We start from the raw sequence: 17,333 nt of genomic DNA, 5'->3' as shown, positions 1-17,333 counted from the left end.
GGCGCGGTCGTCCGAGCGCGGTCCCGTATCCTGACACCCTCGTCCCCTCCCGAAAGGCACTGCTGGTGGAAATCCGTATTGGAATGGTCAACACCCCGCGCGAGCTCAACTTCGAGTCGTCGATGTCCGTGACCGAGGTCGAGAAGACGGTGACCACCGCTCTCGAGGCCGGCACCGCCGTCCTCCGCCTCCGCGACGAGAAGGGCAAGATCTACATCGTCCCGACCGCCACCATCGCCTTCGTCGAGGTCGGCTCCGAGGAGTCGCGCCGCGTCGGCTTCGTCGCCTAGAGCGTCCCGGGCGGACACGTCGTGGAGCTCCTCTTCATCACCCTGTTCGGGGTCCTGATCGGTCTCGCCGCGCGCTACGGGCTGCCGCACCGGCACCTGCACGGCTCCGTGCTGGTCCCGGCGATCGGCGGCCTCGTCGCCGCAGTCGTCTGGGTCGCACTGACCTGGGCGGGCCTGCCGTGGGACGGCGGCCTGATCTGGGTCCTGTCCCTCGTCGCGACCGCCGTGGTCGTCGTCCCGATCGGCCTCTCGCTCGGGCGCAGCCGCGCCCGCCGCGACGAGGCCTCCCTGCAGGCGATGCTCTCGGGACGCGTCGCCCCCTGATCCGAGCCGGAGGCGCGGGAGTCCTCGGACTTCCGCGCCTCCGTCGTTCCGGATTCCGGCGCAGTGCGACGCCGGGAACCGTCAGGCCGTGAGCCCCAGCGCGTCCATCCGGCGCGTGTGCGAGGCGATGAGCTCGGTGAACACCGGCTCGATCCGCGACTCGTCGGAGTCGTGGTTGCCCGAGCCCATCAGCGCGGAGCGCGCCACGAGGAGGGTGTCGCCCACCAGGCGGCGGCCCCAGACGGCCAGGCGCGAGCCCAGGCGCTCGTCCGCGGCGATCTCGCGGCGGAGGATCGCGATCACGCCGTCGACGCCCGTGTCCGCGCCGAGCGTCTGCGCGATGCGCGGCCCCACGTCGGTGGGCAGCCCGCCGGTGAGGCGGATGAAGAAGTCGTCGAGCAGACCCGCCGTGATGTACGCCGAGAGCAGCGTCTCGTGGAGGTCCGCCCCGCGGGTGAGCCGCTCGAAGGTGTCGATCGCTGGGCGGAACGGCGCCATGGCCTCGCCGGGCTCCACGTCGCGGCGGCGCAGCTCGGCGACGACGGCGTGGTGCTTCGCGAGCGCCGTGCCGGCGGCGGAGGAGATGGCCTCCTTGTCCGCGAGGTCGTCGGTCTCGGCGACGGCGCGCGCCAGCACCTCGAACACCGCGAGCTGGAGGTAGGCGACCTGGCCGAGGTAGGGCAGCACCTCGGGGGTGAGGTCGGCGAGGTCGACGCGGTCGCGCTTCTGGCTCGACTCCCCGCGGGGCGTCAGGCGGGGCACCTCGAGCAGGGGACGTCGACGTCGGAACCAGGCAGCCATTTCCTCAGCATAGGGCGCCGGAGGAGCGGGGTTCCGGGGCCGGCGGGGCCGGGAGCAGTAGACTCGCCGGGATGTCACCGGCGCTGGATCGGTGACCCTGCGCCCGGAGTCGTACAGGGGCGTAGACCGTTCGACACGACAGGCGCTTCACTCCGTGACTTTCTCCGATCTGAACATCGACGACGACATCGTCGCCGCACTCGCCGCCAAGGGCATCCTCGAGCCGTTCCCCATCCAGGAGCAGACGATCCCCCTGGCCCTGCAGAAGCAGGACATCATCGGCCAGGCCAAGACCGGCACCGGCAAGACCTTCGGCTTCGGCCTCCCCCTCATCCAGGCCCTCGGCACCGACCCGGAGCCGGGCGTCAAGGCGCTCATCGTCGTCCCGACCCGCGAGCTCGCCGTGCAGGTCACCGAGGACATCGAGCTGGCCGCCTCCAACCGGCCGACCAAGATCGTCTCGATCTACGGCGGCAAGGCCTACGAGGGCCAGATCGAGCAGCTGAAGGCCGGCGCGCAGATCGTCGTCGGCACCCCCGGCCGCCTCCTCGACCTCGCCGGGCAGCGCCTGCTCTCGCTCGCCAACGTGCAGGTGATGGTCCTCGACGAGGCCGACAAGATGCTCGACCTGGGCTTCCTCTCGGACATCGAGAAGCTGTTCGCGCAGACGCCGCCCACCCGCCACACCATGCTCTTCTCGGCGACGATGCCGGGCGCGATCGTCGCGCTCGCGCGCCGCTTCATGAACAAGCCCATCCACATCCGCGCGACCGACCCCGACGAGGGCATCACGCAGGCGAACATCAAGCACATCGTCTACCGGGCGCACTCGCTCGACAAGGACGAGGTCATCGCGCGCATCCTGCAGTCCGAGGGCCGCGGCAAGACCGTCATCTTCACCCGCACGAAGCGCGCCGCGGCCCGCATCGTCGAGGAGCTCAACGACCGCGGCTTCAACGCGGCAGCCGTGCACGGAGACCTCAACCAGGAGCAGCGCGAGCGCGCGATGGCGGCGTTCAAGGCCGGCAAGAAGGACATCCTGATCGCCACCGACGTCGCCGCGCGCGGCATCGACGTGAACGACGTCACCCACGTGATCAACCACACGATCCCGGACGACGACCAGACCTACCTGCACCGCGTCGGCCGCACCGGGCGCGCGGGCAAGACCGGCATCGCGGTGACCTTCGTCGACTGGGAGGACCTGCACAAGTGGGCCCTCATCAACCGGGCGCTGGAGTTCGGCCAGCCCGACCCGGTCGAGACCTACTCGTCGTCGCCGCACCTCTACACCGACCTCGACATCCCCGCGGGGACCAAGGGACGGCTGAAGCCGACCCCGATCCCCGCCGAGGCGAAGGCCGACGCGCGCCCGGACCGGGGCGAGCGCTCCGACCGCGGCGAGCGCTCCGAGCGGGGCGACCGGCCGCCGCGTCGCCGCACCCGCTCCGACTCCGCCGACTCGACCGCTCCGCAGCAGACCGGCCCCGCTCCCTCGAGCGAGAGCAAGGAGCACCACGACGGCAACAGCGAGCCGCGCCGCCGCACCCGGTCGCGCCGCCGCTCGCCGCGCCCCGACGCGCAGGCCTGAGCCTCCGCGCCCCGAGCCCGTCCCCCCGCGATCCGTCGCGGGAGGGCGGGCTCTCGGCGTCTCAGCGGCTCTCCCGCGACTCAGCGGTGTCCCCACGCGACTCAGCGGCTCTCCGCCCCTCAGCGGTCACGGTGATCCGGCGGCTCTCCGCCTGTCAGCGGCTCTCCGCGACTCAGCGGGCGGAGGAGCGGATCGCGTCGACGGTCGCGCGCGCGGTCGTGTTCTCGCCCAGGCGGTTGGGCTTGCCCGTGCCGTGGTAGTCGCTCGAGCCCGTGGTGACGAGCGAGTACTGCTCGGCGAGCTCGCGCAGGCGGCGCTGGCCGTCGGCCGTGTTCTCGCGGTGCTCGACCTCGAGGCCGAACAGGCCGGCGTCGACGAGCTGCGGGAGGATCGACTCGACCGCGATCCCGCGGGCGCTCGCGGCCGGGTGCGCGATGACCGGGACCCCGCCCGCCGCGCGGACCAGGCGCACGGCGTCGACCGGGTCGGGCGCGTAGTGCGGGCGGTAGTAGCCGCCGCGCCAGTCGAGGATCCCCGCGAAGGCCGCGGAGCGGTCGGTGGCCAGGCCGCGGGCGACGAGCGCGTCGGCGATGTGCGGACGCCCGATGGTCGTGCCCGGGCTGGTCTGGGCGAGGACGTCGTCCCAGGTGAGGTCGTAGTCGGCCGCGATCGCGGTGACGATCGCCTCCGCGCGGTGCGTGCGGGCTGAGCGGATGCGCGCGGTCTCGGCCACGAGCCCCGGATCCGCCGGATCGACGAGGTATGCGAGGACGTGGACGCTGGCCCAGCCGACGCGGGAGGAGAGCTCCATGCCGGGCAGCAGGTCGATGCCCGCCTCCTCGGCCGCGGCGAGCGCCTCGGCCCAGCCGCCGGTCGTGTCGTGGTCGGTGAGCGCCACTCCGGCGAGCCCGGCCGCAGCCGCGGCCCGCACCAGGACGGCCGGAGCCTCGGTGCCGTCGGAGACGACGGAGTGGGTGTGGAGGTCGTAACGGCCCCCGTCGACATGCATGCGCTCATCGTAGACGCGCCGCCTGCGAGCCCTCCGATGCCCTAGTAGCCTGGGCGGCGATGGGGACGAGACTGGTGAAGACCGCGGTGGCGGTGATCGTGGCGATCGCTCTGCTGGTGGTCGCGGCACCCGGCTTCTTCGGGATCGCCCGGGAGGCCCCCTTCGCCCAGCTGGTGCCGTTCCGGCTCGCGACGGGCGCGGCGGCCGTCGGGCTCGCCGCTGTCCTGGTCGTGATCGCGGTCCTCGTCGCTCCGGTCAGGCGCCTCGCGCTGGCCCTCGCGGCGCTCGGCGTCGTCTTCGCGCTCGTGCTCGCGGGAGTGCAGGGAGCGCGGGGCTACGACTCCGCCGCTCCGCGCGCCCACCGCCTCGCCGACGTGCGCCTCGCGACCTGGAACGTGCTGCACGACGGCGTGCCCGTCGACACGATCGCCTCGCTCGCCCGGGAGAGCGCGGTCGACGGCATCGCCCTCCTCGAGGTCTCGCAGACGCACGCGCAGGACGTCGTGAACGCGCTCAGCGCCCAGGGGATGTCGATGACCCTCCACTACGCCGGGTCGGGCGCCGACGACGGGGCGGCCCTGCTGCTCTCCCCCTCGCTCGGCGGCTACAGCGTCGACACCGCCGCGGTCGTCACCGGATCGACACCGTCCCTCGTCGCACGCCCCGACACTCCCGAGCGCCCCGTCCTCGCCGCGGTGCACACCATGGCGCCGATCCCCTCGCGCCTCGCGGAGTGGCGGAGCGATCTGCTCTCGGTCTCCGCGCTCTGCTCCGCGGAGGAGGACGTCGTGGTCCTCGGCGATCTGAACTCCACGGTCGACCACTGGACCGGGCTGCCGGGCTCGGCCGCGCTGGGCGGCTGCCGCGACGCGGGGACCGTCGCGGGCGGCGCCGCCCTGGGCACCTGGCCGTCCTCGGTCCCGCCCGCGCTCGGCGCCCCGATCGACCACGTCCTCTTCTCCGGACGCTGGGAGGTCTCGGGCTACCAGGTCGTCGACGACCGCGACGACGCCGGGAGCGACCACCGGCCGCTGGTCGTCCAGCTCTCGGTCCGCGGGATGGTGAAGGACGCGTCCTGACGTTCCTCCCCGACGCCGACTCCCCGTCCTCCTCCCCCGCCCGGCCCGTGGCGGCCCCCGCGGCCGTGCGGAGGAGGACAATGGGAGTCATGACGAACACGGAGGAGCGGACCGCCGCTCAGACGCCCGACCCCGCCGCCGCCCCGCGCCCCCGCGCCACCGCGAACCGCTCGACGACCCCCGCCTCCGACCGCTTCCGCGACTTCATCGCGTCCGGCTGGGCCGAGCGGGAGGAGCCGCTGCCTGCTCCGCGCGAGCAGGCGTCCTTCGCCGCCTCCCGCCGCGAGCGCCTCTCCGCGCTGCACACCGGCGTGCGCATCGTCGTCCCGGCGGGCCGCCTCAAGCAGCGCGCGAACGACACCGACTACCCGTTCCGTGCGCACTCGGCCTTCACCTGGCTCACCGGCTGGGGCTCCGACTCCGAGCCCGGCGCGGTCCTCGTCCTCGAGCCCGCCGGGTCCGGCCACAGCGCGACGCTCTACTTCCGCGAGCGTGCGGGCCGCGACTCCGACGAGTTCTACGCCAACCCCGAGATCGGCGAGTTCTGGATCGGGCCGCGTCCGTCGCTCGCGCAGGTCGCGAGCGATCTCGGCCTCGCCACCCGCGGGATCGCCGAGCTCGACGCGGTCCTCGACGCGCACGACGGCGTCCCCCTCGCCGTGCTGCGCGAGGCCGACCCGGCGGTGACCGGCCGTCTCGACGCGATCGAGGCCGACGAGCGGGCGGACCGCGACGCGGCGCTCGAGCGCGACATCGCCGAGCTCCGCCTGGTCAAGGACGCCTACGAGATCGCCGAGCTGCGCGCCGCCGTCGGCGCGACGGGCCGCGGCTTCGAGGACGTCCTCTCCGACCTGCCGCGCATCATCGCCCACGAGAAGGGCGAGCGCCTGATCGAGGGCGTCTTCAACGGACGCGCGCGCGCCGACGGCAACGCGGTCGGCTACGACACCATCGCCGCGGCGGGCCCCCACGCCTGCATCCTGCACTGGACGCGCAACGACGGGCCGGTGCGCCCCGGCCAGCTGGTGCTGCTGGACGCCGGCGTCGAGCAGGACAGCTACTACACCGCCGACATCACGCGCACCTTCCCGGTGGACGGCCGCTACACGGACGCCCAGCGCCAGGTTCACGAGACGGTGCGGGAGGCGGCCGACGCCGCGTTCGCGATCGTCCGACCCGGCATCCGCTTCCGCGAGGTTCACGCCGCGGCGATGGCCGTCATCGCGCGGCGCACCGCCGACTGGGGCCTGCTGCCGGTCAGCGCCGAGGAGGCGATCGAGGCCGACAACCAGCAGCACCGCCGCTACATGGTCCACGGCACCAGCCACCACCTCGGGCTCGACGTGCACGACTGCGCCCGGGCACGGCGCGAGATGTACCTCGACGGACTGGTCGAGGAGGGCATGGTCTTCACGATCGAGCCCGGCCTCTACTTCCAGCCCGACGACCTCACGGTCCCGGAGGAGCTGCGCGGCATCGGCGTCCGGATCGAGGACGACGTGCTCGTCACCGCCGACGGCGCCGAGAACCTCTCGGCCGGCATCCCGCGCTCGGCCGACGACATCGAGGCGTGGATGGCCCGACTGGCCCGCTGAGCCCGGTCGCCCGCGGGGAGCCCCGGCCGCTCAGGCGGCGAGGGGCAGCGCGAACTCCCCGCGGGCGGCGGCGAGCGCCAGCCCGTCGAGCAGCGTCGCCAGCTGACCGGCGGGAGCGTCCGGGTCCTCGGGGTGCCACTGCACGCCCACGAGGGGGGCCGCGACGTGCTCGACGGCCTCGATCACGCCGTCCTCCGCCCGGGCGACGACCCGCAGCCCCGGAGCGAGCAGGTCGACCGCCTGGTGGTGCGCGCTCTGCACCGCGAGCGCCTCGGACCCGAAGAGCCCGCCGAGCACGGAGCCCGCCGCGAGCCCGACCTCGTGCCGGTGCATGCGCTGGTGAGCGGGGGCCGCCGCGTTGACGTGCTCCGCCTCCGGACCCAGGTCCTGCACCAGCGTGCCGCCGAGCGCGACGTTGACGATCTGCAGGCCGCGGCAGATGCCCAGCAGCGGGGTCCGGCGGGCCAGTGCCCGGTGCACCAGCGCGATCTGGGCGGCATCCGCGCGCTCCGCGTGGGGGCCCTCGGCCGGGTAGCCGCGGTCGGCGCCGTACTGCTCGGGAGCGATGTCCTCGCCGCCCGCGAGGACGAGGGCGTCCGCCCCCGCCGTGCGCGCCAGCAGCTCCTCCGTGCCCAGCTCCTCGGCGGCGAAGCGCTCCGCCCGCCAGCCGCGCTCGTGCGCGAGGGCGAGGATGCGGCCGTTCAGGATCTGCACGTAGGCGTGGTACTCCTCGCGGCCCGGTCGCACGCGGGCGACCTCGACGATGGCGAGCGAGCGGGTCATGACTCCATCCTGGGCACGCCGCCGCCGCCGGTCGAACCGCCGTGTCACGCGGTGTCACACTCCGGCCGTACGATCACGGAGTGACCTCGCCGAGCCCGTCCCTCTTGGAGCGCGTGCAGCAGGCGCGCTCCGAGGTCTCCGTCCTCGCCGGGACCACTCCCGAGCGCCGGGTCCGACCGCTGCGCGAGGCCGTCGAGCACGTCGCCGCCGGCGGCTCCCCCGATCCCGGCGCCCTGCTCGACGCGGTCGACTCGCTGGTCGGGCTCGTGACCCGCGCCGAGGTGCAGCTGAGCGGCGTCGAGCGCTCCGTGCGGGACGACCTGGAGCGGGCCGCCACCCTCTCCGACCTGCGCACCTCGGCGCAGCTCGCCTCCGCCGCCGACGTGGCCGTCGCGTGCGCCGCGGCACGGTCGCTCCTCCTCGACGCCGACGACGCCCGGTCGGCCGGCGCCCGCCACGATCCTGCCGCGCTGCTGGTCCTGCTGCTCGACGCCGACTCCGCTCTGGACGCCGTCGTCTCCGGATACCGCGAGCCGCGCGCCCAGGCCGAGCGCCAGCTCCTGCTGTTCGAGGCGGCGCGCACCGCGGCCCGGCTCGGCGCCGAGTCGGTGCTGCTCCTGGCCGCCGTGCACGGCGAGCGCATCACCGCGGCACCCCGGATCCTCGCCGAGGAGACGCTCGGGCAGCTGGATACCGCGGTGCGCCGTGCGGCAGGCGATCCGGCCGGCGCTCTGGACGAGGCCCGCGCCGCCGCCGACCGCGCCCGCTCCGCACTCGACGAGGCCCTGGTCGACCTCGACGGCGCACCCCCGTCGATCCGCCCAGCAGCCGTTCCCGGAGGCCTGCCCGCGGCCTGAGCACGCAGGCACCCGGCACCGGCGCGCGTGCCATAGTGAGGGACATGGCCTCCTTCCTCGTCGTCCCCCAGTGGCAGGGCTCGGCGTCGACGCGCGCGATGCGCCTCGTCGACGGAGCCGAGGCGATCCGGGGCGATCTGCCCTCCTCCGCCACCACGACCCTCGACATCCCCGCCGAGGCGGGCGACGCCCAGGACACCGGCATCCGCCGCTACGCCTCGGTCGCCACCGTCGCCGAGCGGGTGCGCGAGGCCCTCTCGGGCCGCACCGATCCCGTGATCACGATCGGCGGCGACTGCGGCGTCGAGTTCGCGGCGATCGGGCACGCCGTGCGCTCGGCACCGGGTCCGGTCGCGCTGGTCTGGCTCGACGCCCACCCGGACGCGCACACTCCCGAGTCCTCCCCCAGCGGCGCCTTCTGCGGCATGGTCCTCTCGGCCGCGCTGGGCCGCGGCGTCGGCCTCCTGAGCGCGGGCGCCGAGGAGCGGGTGGCCGACGAGCGCGTCGTCCTCGCCGGTGTCCGCTCCGCCGACGACGGCGAGCTCGAGCCGCTGGTCGAGCGGGGGGCCGCGGTGCTGACCGCGGACGCCCTCGACCCGGAGTCGCTCGTCGCGGCGGTCGAGGCGACCGGTGCCGCCTCCGTCTACGTGCACCTCGACCTGGACGTGCTCGACCCCGCCGACCTCGCCGGGCTGTTCGACCCCGTGCCCTTCGGCGTGCCCGCCTCGCGCCTCGTCGCGAGCCTCGACGCCCTCCGGTCCCGCTTCCCGCTCGCGGGCGCCGGCGTCACCTCGTTCGCCCCGTCGTCGCCGACCGCGGCCGAGGACGACCTGCCCACGATCCTCCGCCTCCTCGGCGCTCTGTCCCGCGGGGCCTGAGAGAGCCCTGCCATCGGCGCGCAAGCCCGAGCGCGTGTCGGCGGCACCCGGCAAGATGGTCGGACGCGACCGAGCGGAGGAACGATGAGCGACGAGAGACCGCGCGTGCGCACCGAGCGGCGCGGGACCGTGCTCGCGATCGTGCTGGACCGGCCCGAGAAGCGCAACGCCGCCGATCTGCGGCTGCTCGCGGAGCTGGCGTCCGCGTACGGCGAGCTCGACCGCGACCCGGAGCTGCGCGCCGGCGTCGTCCTCGCCGAGGGCGGGCACTTCACGGCCGGGCTCGACCTCGCCGACATCGGGCCCCGCCTGGGCTCCGACGGCCTGGACTTCGTGCCCGAGGGCGGTCTCGACCCCTGGGGCCTGCGGACCCGCCCCGTGAGCAAGCCGGTGGTCATCGGCCTCCAGGGCACCTGCCTCACGCTCGGCATCGAGCTCGCGCTCGCGAGCGACGTCGTCCTCGCCGAGCGGTCCACCCGCTTCGGCCAGATCGAGGTCGCCCGCGGCATCCTGCCCTTCGGCGGAGCGACGCTGCGCTTCCCTCGCGCCGTCGGCTGGGGCGACGCGATGCGCTGGATCCTCACCGGCGACCTCTTCGACGCCGAGGAGGCCCACCGCATCGGCCTCGTGCAGCAGGTCGTCCCGGACGGTACGGTCGCCGAGGCGGCCTGGGCTCTGGCCGCCCGGATCGCCGCGCAGGCGCCGCTCGCCGTGCAGGCCGCCCTGGCCAGTGCCCGGCTCGCGGTCGCCGCGTCCGACGCCGAGGCCGCGGCCGCGCTCCCCGGGGCGCTCGCGCGTCTCGCGGCGTCCGAGGACGCGCGCATCGGCACCGAGGCCTTCCTCCAGCGCACGACGGCGGAGTTCACCGGACGATGAGCGACGAGAGCACCACCGTCACGGCGCCCGGCGGCTCCTCCCTCGAGGCGCAGCAGGAGCGGGCCGCGCAGCAGCTCGAGATCCGGCTCCGCTACGGCGACCAGGTGTGGGAGCTGCGCGAGGTCGACCACTTCGCCGTCTTCTCCCGCCGCAGCACCGCACGACGGGCCGGGCGCGTCCTCGTGGCCTCCGGCTTCCAGATCGCGATCTCGCGGCTGAGGCTGAGGCAGGTCCTCGTCGCGAGCCACCACGCCGCGGTCGACGAGGAGTCGACCACCGCGTTCCTCCGCCAGGTGATCGAGGCGGTCGAGAGCCACGGCGGCCGCTACGACGGCTGGCGGGCCGAGATCGTGCCGGCGCATTGAGCGCCGGGCACCCACCGACGACGGGGCTCGACGCCTCCGAGAACCCCAGGGAGACAGCATGAGCAGCACGACGGACGAGTTCGACGTCATCGTCATCGGAGCAGGGCCGGTGGGCGAGAACCTCGCGGACCGCGCGGTCCAGGGCGGCCTCACCGCGGCCGTCGTCGAGAGCGAGCTCGTCGGGGGCGAGTGCTCCTACTGGGCGTGCATGCCCTCGAAGGCGCTGCTGCGGCCGCCGATGGCGCTCCGCGCCGCCCGTGATCTCCCCGGCGCGGCGCAGGCGGTGAGCGGAGGAGTCGACGTGCCCGCGCTCCTGGCTCGCCGCGACTCCTTCACCAGCCACTTCGACGACCACGGCCAGGTGCAGTGGCTCGAGGGCGCCGGCATCGAGCTCGTCCGCGGGCACGGCCGCCTGAGCGGCGAGCGCGAGGTGACCGTGACCGGACCCGACGGCGAGGTGCGCGTGCTCCGCGCCCGCTCCGCCGTCGCCGTCGCGACCGGCACCACCGCCGTCGTCCCCGACATCCCTGGCCTGCGCGCGGCATCCCCCTGGACGAGCCGCGAGGCCACCTCGGCCGAGGAGGTGCCGCCGCGCCTCGTCGTCATCGGCGGCGGAGTCGTCGCGACCGAGATGGCGACCGCCTACGCCGGCATGGGCTCCTCCGTCACGCTCGTCGCCCGCAGCGGACTCCTCGCGCCGTTCGAGCCCTTCGCCGGCGAGCTCGTCGGCTCGGCGCTCCAGGAGCTCGGCGTCGACCTGCGCCTCGGCGACTCGCCCGTCTCGGTCGAGCGCCGGTCCGACGGCACCGTGGCCGTGACGCTCGAGGGCGGCGACGTCATCGAGGCCGACCAGGTGCTCGCCGCGACCGGCCGCGCCCCGCACACCCGCGACGTCGGCCTCGAGACGGTGGGCCTCGAGCCCGGCTCCTCGCTGACGGTCGACGACACGATGCTCGTGCTGGGCGGCGACGGTGCTCCCCTCGGCGGCGGGCGTCCGTGGCTCTACGGGGTCGGCGAGGTGAACCACCGCGCACTGCTCACGCACCAGGGCAAGTACCAGGCCCGTGCGGCCGGCGACGTGATCGTCGCGCGCGCCACCGGTGCCGAGGTCCACGACGCCCCCTGGGGAGCGCACGTCGCGACCGCGGACCACGAGGCCGTGCCGCAGGTCGTCTTCACCGACCCCGAGGTCGCGTCGGTCGGCCTCACCGCCGCGGCCGCCGAGAAGGCCGGCTACCGAACCCGCGTCGTCGACTACGAGATCGGCTCGGTCGCCGGCGCCGCCCTCGCCGCCGACGGCTACACGGGCACCGCGAGGATGGTCGTGGACGAGGACCGGAAGGTCGTCCTCGGCGTCACCTTCGTCGGCAAGGAGGTCGGCGAGCTGATCCACTCCGCGACGATCGCCGTCGTCGGCGAGGTGCCTCTCTCGCGCCTCTGGCACGCGGTCCCCTCCTATCCGACGATTAGCGAGGTCTGGCTGCGGCTGCTCGAGACCTACGGACGCGACAGCGCGTGAGCGCGCTCCGTCGAGCCGTCGCGACGGTGGCCCTGGATCCGGCGATCACCCGGCCGGGCTACCTCTTCGCGTGCGCGGTCGGACTCGCCTGGGGCGCGCTGTGGAGCACGGGCCCGATCCGGCGCAGCCACGGCCTCGTCGTCTTCACCGGTCTGCCCTCCTGGGCGTTCGGCCGCGGAGGGTCCTGCGTCGGCACGAGCTACCTCACGGGCACCAACGTCTCCGACAGCGTCCTCGAGCACGAGGCCGTGCACAAGGAGCAGTGGCGGCTCTACGGGATGTGGTTCCCGTTCGCGTACACGGTGGCAGGTCGCGATCCGCTGCGCAATCGATTCGAGATCGAAGCCGGTCTCGAGAAGGGCGGATATCTCCGTGGTCACTGACATGACGGGGCGCGTCGTCGTCCTCACCGGAGCGAGCTCCGGCATCGGCCGGGTCGCGGCGGGAGCGCTGGCGTCCGCCGGTGCCCGCGTGGCCGTGGTCGGGCGGAACCCCGAGCGCACCCGCGCGGTCGCCGCCGACGTGGGAGGGGACGCGTTCCTGGCCGACTTCGACCGGCTCGACGACGTCCGCGCCCTGGCCGACGGCCTCCTCGAGCGCTACGAGCGGATCGACGTGCTGGCGAACAACGCGGGCGGGCTCGTCTCCCACCGCGCCGAGACGGTCGACGGCCACGAGCGGACGATCCAGAGCAACCATCTCGCGCCGTTCCTGCTCACGCGGCTCCTGCTCCCGCGGATGATCGAGACCTCGAGGGAGCGGGCCGGCGTCCGCGTCGTCTCCACGGCGAGCCTCGCGAACCGCTTCGGTCGCCTGAGGCTCGACGACCTCGACAACCGCCGCGGTCCGTGGCTCGGCGGCTGGCGGGCGTACGGCACGTCGAAGCTGGTGACGATCCTCTTCATCCGCGAGCTGGCGGAGCGGCTGCTGACGACGTCGGTCGACGCGTACTCGTTCCACCCGGGCGTCGTCTCGACGAGCTTCGGCGCCGACAGCACGATGATGAAGCTGATGACGAGCCTCTCGGTCGGCTCCTTCGGCATCTCCGCCGAGGCGGGTGCGGTGCCGCTGATCACCCTCGCCTCCGAGCCCGACGTCGGCGCCGCCAGCGGCACCTACTTCGACCAGCTGACGCCGCACGGCTCCCTGAACCCCAAGGCCCGAGACCGCGCTCTCGCCCACGACCTCTGGACCCTCTCCAGCCGCCTCGTGGGCGTCTCGCCCACCCTGTAGCCCGCTGCCGCTCCCCGCCGCCGCCGACTCGACGCCGGGGCGGCGCGGAGTACCCGACCCGCTCGCCGGGAGGATCTCGACACGCCCTCTCCGAGGGCTGCCCGATCAGCAGGTCTGCGCGCGGTCGCCCGACTCGGTCTGTGCCCGCGAGCTGCTCGATCAGCCGCGAGATCGGTCGGGGTGGATCTCGATACTCCCTCTCCGAGGGCTGCTCGATCAGCATGTCCGGGCGCGATCGCCCGACTCGCCGGGCACCCGAGGACCGCTCGATCACGCGCGAAATCCGTCGGCAATGACTCTCGAGGCGCCCTCTGCGAGGTCCACTCGATCAGCATCGTCCTCCGCGGCCGCGCCCCTGGCGCGCCGTCCCCCGCGGTCGCCCCCTCGGCGCGCCGTCCCCCGCGGTCGCGCCCCCGGCGCGCCGCACCCCTACGAGCAGCGCCCGGAGCGTCGCAGGGCGACGTTCTGCAAGGCGGAGGAGGAAGCGATACCGGCGGTATCGCGCCCGACGACAACGCCGCAGAACGTCGCCCTGCGGCGCTCCGGGTCAGTTGGACTCTTGGCGGCCGAGGCGCCAGTACCCCATGAACGCCACGCGCTTCCGGTCGAGTCCGAGCTCGGTGACGAGGCAGCGGCGGATCAGCTTCACGGCGCCGGCTTCTCCGGCGATCCAGGCGTAGAGGCCGGGGTCGGTGCTCTCGTCGGGGACCTCCCAGAGCATCTCGTGGTCGACGTCGATGTCGCTGACGTCGACGCCGCGGTGGTGGGCGGTGAGGAAGCGGGTGGCCCAGGCGCGGACCGCGTCGCCGAGGGCCGCTCCGGGGGCTGCCGCGTCGGCGCGGACGATCCAGGTGACGTGGACGCCGGCGGGGTGGCGGAGCGGGAGGCGGTCGTGGGCGGTGGGGACCTCGAGGAACGCGGCTCCGGTGGCGTCGTCGTCGAGGCTCTCGAGGATCGCGGCGATGGCGGGGACGGCCGTCTCGTCGCCGGCGAGGAGGAGGGAGGTGGCGGCGCCGGGGTGGAACTCGACTCCGCCGCCGGGGAGGTCGGAGCGCGTGTCGGGCGCGATGATGACGATCTGGTCGCCGGCGCGGGCGCTCTCGACCCAGGCGGAGGCCGGTCCGGTGTCGCCGTGGGCGGCGAAGTCGATGTCGACCTCGGCGTCCTCGGGGCGGACGGCGCGGATGGTGTAGGTGCGGAGCGGGTTCCGGAGCTCGTCGGGGAGCTGTCGCCAGCGGCCGTACCAGTCGGGGTCGAGTCCGTCGGGTCCGTCGGGGTCCGAGACGGAGGCGAGGAAGGCGGGGGCGTCGGAGGCTGCGGTGGGGACGACGAGCTTGATGCGCTGGTCGGGGCCGGTGCAGCCGACGTGGTCGAGGCCGGTGCCGGTGAGGGTCACGCGGATGAAGTGCGGGGCGATCCGGGTCGCTGCGGCGACGGTCGCGAGGTACGGCCGGTAGGCCGGTCGGGCGGGGGCGGCGGTCGTCGGAGGCATCGCCTCAGTCTCGCACAGAAGGTAAGCCTTGCCTAACACTCAGCCGGGACGCCCGGCGGACGGTCAGCGCGCGGCGTGCTCGGCGGAGGTGCGCAGGCGCGCCTCGACGTCGGCGGCGAGCTCGGCGACGACGGGGCCGGCCCCGCCGATCCAGGCGCAGAAGTCGTGGCGGCCGTCGGCCCACGGGTAGTCGCCGTCGACGACCGACATCTCGCCGACCCAGGCCCGGACCGCGCGGTCGAGCGCGACTCCGCGGGAGCAGCGCTCACCGGTGCCGGGGGCGCCCGAGCGCTCGGAGCGGCCGAGCCAGGTGACGCAGACCCGTCCGGGGGCGGCGAGCGGCGGCAGTCCGCGCGCGTCGTCGACCTCGACGAAGACCTGGCCGCGGGCGTTCGCGGGGAGGGTGTCGAGGATGCTCTGGATCCACGGCACGACGGTCTCGTCGCCCGCGATCAGGAACTGCTTCACGTCGACCGGCGCGGAGCCGTCGCGGTCCTCGAACATGCACATCGCGTTCGAGTATAGGCAAGGCTTACCTCAGTGACCAGAGCCGGACCTGACCATCCGCCGTGCGGCCGCGCCCGGACCCGTCACCGCTGCGGCCTCGCCCGTCACCACTGCGGCGGGTGCCGCCTCTGCCAGCGCGCCCGCCGCTCGAGCTGTGCGCCGATCGCCAGCAGCGTCGCCTCGCCGCCGGGTCGCCCGATCAGCTGGACTCCCATCGGCAGGCCCTCCTCCGTGGTGCTCAGCGGAAGGGTGATCGCGGGGAGGCCGCTCACGTTCACGAAGGACGTGTACGGCGTGTAGAGGCACTGCTGCTCGAAATTGCGCTCGGGATCCTCGAGGTCGTACCAGCCGACGGGGCGCGGCGTCATCGCCAGCGACGGCGTCAGGACCGCGTCGACGCCGGAGAACGCCGCGATCACCGCGCGCTCGTAGCCCGAGAGCCAGGACGCCGCCTCGACGATCTCGCGGGCGGAGCGCCGGCGTCCCTCCTCCACCAGCCAGCGGGTCAGCGGCTCCAGCAGATCGAGGTCCGCGCCCTCGACGGGCAGGGTCGCCGCGCCGCTCTGCCACAGCGTCCGGAACGCGGCGGGGTACGGGGTGCTCGGGGGCAGCGACGCCTCCTCGAGCCCGTGGCCGAGGGCGGCCAGCGCGGCGATCCCCTCGTCCAGCGCGGCGCGCGCCTCCGGAGCGAGAGCGATCTCGTACTCCTCGTCCCAGGGCGAGTCCGTCAGCACGCCGATCTGGAAGCGCCCCTCTCCGCGCACCGCGGCGCCGAGGAACGAGCCATCGCCGTCACCGGGCGCGCCGAGCGACCAGCGCTGCGGGAGGCGGCCGTTCGTCCGCTCCAGCATGCCCTCGAGCAGGAGGCCCGCGTCGGCGACCGAGCGGGTGATCGGCCCGGCGACCGTCAGGCCGCCGACCCCGCCGATGCCGGAGAGCGCGGCGACACGTCCGCGGGAGGGCTTCAGTCCCACCAGGCCGCAGGCCGCGGCGGGGATGCGGATGGACCCGCCGCCGTCCGAGGCGGGGGCGAACGGCAGCAGTCCCGCGGCGACGGCGACCGCTGCTCCTCCGCTGGATCCGCCGGCCCCGAGGCGGGTGTCCCAGGGCGTGACAGCGGGCGGGCCGATCCGCGTCTCGGTGTAGGAGGGCATCCCGAACTCGGGCGCCGCGGTCTTGCCGAGGCTGACCGCTCCCGCCGCGTCGAGCACCTCGACGATCTCGTCGGAGACGGTGGGCACGTGGTGCTCGCGCAGCCGGGATCCGGATGCGGTCCGCACGCCCGCGCGCCGCCAGAGGTCCTTGTCGCCGCTCGGCAGGCCCCAGAGCGGAGCGGTTCCGGGCCCGGTGCCGAGCGCTGATGCCCGCTCCCGCGCCCGATCGGCGGTCACCGTGGCGAAGGCGCCCAGCTCCCCGTTCCACCGCTCGATCCGGGCGAGGTAGTGATCGGCGAGCTCGAGAGGCGTGACCTCTCCGCGCTGCAGCCAGTCCCACTGCTCCTGGGCGCTGAGGTGGTGGAGTTCGAACATGGAACGACCCTATTCCGCCGCTCCGGGGAGCCGGCGGAACAGGGTCGTGGGGGTCAGGCCGCGCGGCGGCCGCTCTCGCTCGCCTCGTCGATGCCCTTCCGGGCGCCGTCGGGCACCACGGTGTCGCGGTCGATGCGGGCGCCGGTCGCGATCACGGCCGAGCGTCCGATGCGGGAGTAGCTCCCGATCCGCGCCCCCGGTCCGATGATCGCCTCGGGCCCGACGTGCACGTTCGCGCCGATGAAGGCGCTGTGCCCGATCATGGCGTCGCGGTCGACCCAGCTGCCCGCGCCGATCCAGGCGCGCTCGCCCACGGTCGCGCCGGGCTCCACGTAGGCGCCGGTCTCCACGTACGCGGTCGCCGAGACGCGCGATCCGGGAGCGACCATGCCGCGTCCGTTCGCGTGGCGGCGGTAGACGATCTCGTCGTCACTGCCGCGCGCCCCTCGACCCTTGTTCATCCCTGTTCCTGCCATCTGCCTCTGGCTCCTCCGAGCTGTCCGGTGGGCGGGGCGCCGAGCCCCGTCCCGTCATCGGTAGACAACAGCGGCGAGCGCCCGCGCATTCCCCGTTCGGGGGGCGCTGGCGCGGTGTGGAGGCGGGGC

19 protein-coding genes are annotated in these 17,333 nt (G+C 74.4%); 12 read left to right on the top strand and 7 right to left on the bottom strand.

Going from position 1 to position 17,333, the window contains the following annotated elements; all coding sequences use genetic code 11:
- Positions 1-65: 65 nt before the first annotated feature.
- Together C5B95_RS06020 and C5B95_RS06015 are read left to right on the top strand one after the other, a co-directional pair.
- On the top strand, positions 66-290 hold the full coding sequence (locus C5B95_RS06020; RefSeq protein WP_104224841.1) for a DUF3107 domain-containing protein: 225 nt from the start codon (positions 66-68) through the stop codon (positions 288-290).
- A gap of 21 nt (positions 291-311) precedes the next feature.
- The gene (locus C5B95_RS06015; protein WP_104348700.1) at positions 312-614 is read left to right on the top strand and encodes a hypothetical protein; all 303 of its coding nucleotides are present in this window, start codon (positions 312-314) and stop codon (positions 612-614) included.
- An 81-nt stretch (positions 615-695) separates the two neighbouring features.
- Here the strand turns inward: C5B95_RS06015 and C5B95_RS06010 are convergent, their stop codons facing one another.
- A complete protein-coding gene (locus C5B95_RS06010) occupies positions 696-1,415 on the bottom strand; it encodes a ferritin-like fold-containing protein (RefSeq protein WP_104247820.1) in 720 nt (239 codons plus the stop codon).
- A 154-nt stretch (positions 1,416-1,569) separates the two neighbouring features.
- Here C5B95_RS06010 and C5B95_RS06005 point away from each other — a divergent pair, with 154 nt between their 5' ends.
- Positions 1,570-3,006 (top strand): DEAD/DEAH box helicase, encoded by a 1,437-nt coding sequence (locus tag C5B95_RS06005; RefSeq protein WP_104224844.1) that lies wholly within the window; start codon positions 1,570-1,572, stop codon positions 3,004-3,006.
- Positions 3,007-3,178: 172 nt separating this feature from the next.
- On the opposite strand, the gene C5B95_RS06000 is transcribed toward C5B95_RS06005, so the two are convergent.
- Positions 3,179-4,015 (bottom strand): PHP domain-containing protein, encoded by an 837-nt coding sequence (locus tag C5B95_RS06000; protein ID WP_104348699.1) that lies wholly within the window; start codon positions 4,013-4,015, stop codon positions 3,179-3,181.
- A 59-nt stretch (positions 4,016-4,074) separates the two neighbouring features.
- On the opposite strand from C5B95_RS06000, the gene C5B95_RS05995 reads away from it, so the two are divergent.
- Both C5B95_RS05995 and C5B95_RS05990 read left to right on the top strand, forming a co-directional pair.
- On the top strand, positions 4,075-5,094 hold the full coding sequence (locus C5B95_RS05995; RefSeq protein ID WP_104256196.1) for an endonuclease/exonuclease/phosphatase family protein: 1,020 nt from the start codon (positions 4,075-4,077) through the stop codon (positions 5,092-5,094).
- Positions 5,095-5,183: 89 nt separating this feature from the next.
- Positions 5,184-6,689, top strand: coding sequence for an aminopeptidase P family protein (locus C5B95_RS05990; protein ID WP_258059838.1), 1,506 nt, complete (start codon positions 5,184-5,186; stop codon positions 6,687-6,689).
- Positions 6,690-6,719: 30 nt separating this feature from the next.
- Here C5B95_RS05990 and C5B95_RS05985 read toward each other — a convergent pair whose 3' ends face one another.
- A complete protein-coding gene (locus tag C5B95_RS05985; protein WP_104225036.1) occupies positions 6,720-7,472 on the bottom strand; it encodes a gamma-glutamyl-gamma-aminobutyrate hydrolase family protein in 753 nt (250 codons plus the stop codon).
- An 80-nt stretch (positions 7,473-7,552) separates the two neighbouring features.
- Here C5B95_RS05985 and C5B95_RS05980 point away from each other — a divergent pair, with 80 nt between their 5' ends.
- The 7 genes from C5B95_RS05980 to C5B95_RS05950 all read left to right on the top strand — a co-directional run bounded on the left by C5B95_RS05980 (position 7,553) and on the right by C5B95_RS05950 (position 13,200).
- Positions 7,553-8,329 (top strand): hypothetical protein, encoded by a 777-nt coding sequence (locus C5B95_RS05980; protein WP_104348697.1) that lies wholly within the window; start codon positions 7,553-7,555, stop codon positions 8,327-8,329.
- A 44-nt stretch (positions 8,330-8,373) separates the two neighbouring features.
- Positions 8,374-9,207, top strand: a complete 834-nt coding sequence (locus tag C5B95_RS05975; RefSeq protein WP_104256198.1) for an arginase family protein — start codon at positions 8,374-8,376, stop codon at positions 9,205-9,207.
- A gap of 84 nt (positions 9,208-9,291) precedes the next feature.
- Positions 9,292-10,083, top strand: coding sequence for a crotonase/enoyl-CoA hydratase family protein (locus C5B95_RS05970; protein WP_104256199.1), 792 nt, complete (start codon positions 9,292-9,294; stop codon positions 10,081-10,083).
- A complete protein-coding gene (locus C5B95_RS05965; RefSeq protein WP_104225032.1) occupies positions 10,080-10,448 on the top strand; it encodes a ribonuclease E inhibitor RraB in 369 nt (122 codons plus the stop codon). Before C5B95_RS05970 ends, C5B95_RS05965 begins: the two co-directional genes overlap by 4 nt.
- Positions 10,449-10,506: 58 nt before the next feature.
- Entirely contained in the window at positions 10,507-11,967 is a 1,461-nt protein-coding gene (locus tag C5B95_RS05960; protein ID WP_104348696.1) for an NAD(P)/FAD-dependent oxidoreductase, read from the top strand.
- Positions 11,964-12,350 carry a Fe-S oxidoreductase gene (locus tag C5B95_RS05955; RefSeq protein ID WP_104227423.1) on the top strand — a complete coding sequence of 129 codons (387 nt, stop codon included), beginning with the start codon at positions 11,964-11,966 and terminating at the stop codon, positions 12,348-12,350. The genes C5B95_RS05960 and C5B95_RS05955 overlap by 4 nt, the downstream gene beginning before the upstream one ends.
- Complete coding sequence (locus tag C5B95_RS05950; protein WP_258059835.1) at positions 12,340-13,200, top strand: SDR family NAD(P)-dependent oxidoreductase; 861 nt, start codon at positions 12,340-12,342, stop codon at positions 13,198-13,200. Before C5B95_RS05955 ends, C5B95_RS05950 begins: the two co-directional genes overlap by 11 nt.
- A gap of 547 nt (positions 13,201-13,747) precedes the next feature.
- Here the strand turns inward: C5B95_RS05950 and C5B95_RS05945 are convergent.
- The 4 genes from C5B95_RS05945 to C5B95_RS05930 form a co-directional block, all read right to left on the bottom strand.
- Positions 13,748-14,692: a siderophore-interacting protein gene (locus tag C5B95_RS05945; protein WP_104256203.1), complete on the bottom strand. Its 945-nt coding sequence runs from the start codon at positions 14,690-14,692 to the stop codon at positions 13,748-13,750.
- A gap of 63 nt (positions 14,693-14,755) precedes the next feature.
- Positions 14,756-15,202 (bottom strand): SIP domain-containing protein, encoded by a 447-nt coding sequence (locus C5B95_RS05940; protein ID WP_104248226.1) that lies wholly within the window; start codon positions 15,200-15,202, stop codon positions 14,756-14,758.
- A gap of 101 nt (positions 15,203-15,303) precedes the next feature.
- Positions 15,304-16,728 (bottom strand): amidase, encoded by a 1,425-nt coding sequence (locus C5B95_RS05935; RefSeq protein ID WP_104348694.1) that lies wholly within the window; start codon positions 16,726-16,728, stop codon positions 15,304-15,306.
- A gap of 53 nt (positions 16,729-16,781) precedes the next feature.
- Positions 16,782-17,189 (bottom strand): transferase, encoded by a 408-nt coding sequence (locus C5B95_RS05930; RefSeq protein WP_104334124.1) that lies wholly within the window; start codon positions 17,187-17,189, stop codon positions 16,782-16,784.
- Positions 17,190-17,333: the final 144 nt, after the last annotated feature.

The sequence above is a fragment of the Rathayibacter sp. AY1A7 genome, from assembly GCF_002930845.1.
Lineage (GTDB): Bacteria > Actinomycetota > Actinomycetes > Actinomycetales > Microbacteriaceae > Rathayibacter.
Note: the sequence above shows the minus strand (reverse complement) of the source record. Positions and strands in the feature narration are given on the sequence as shown.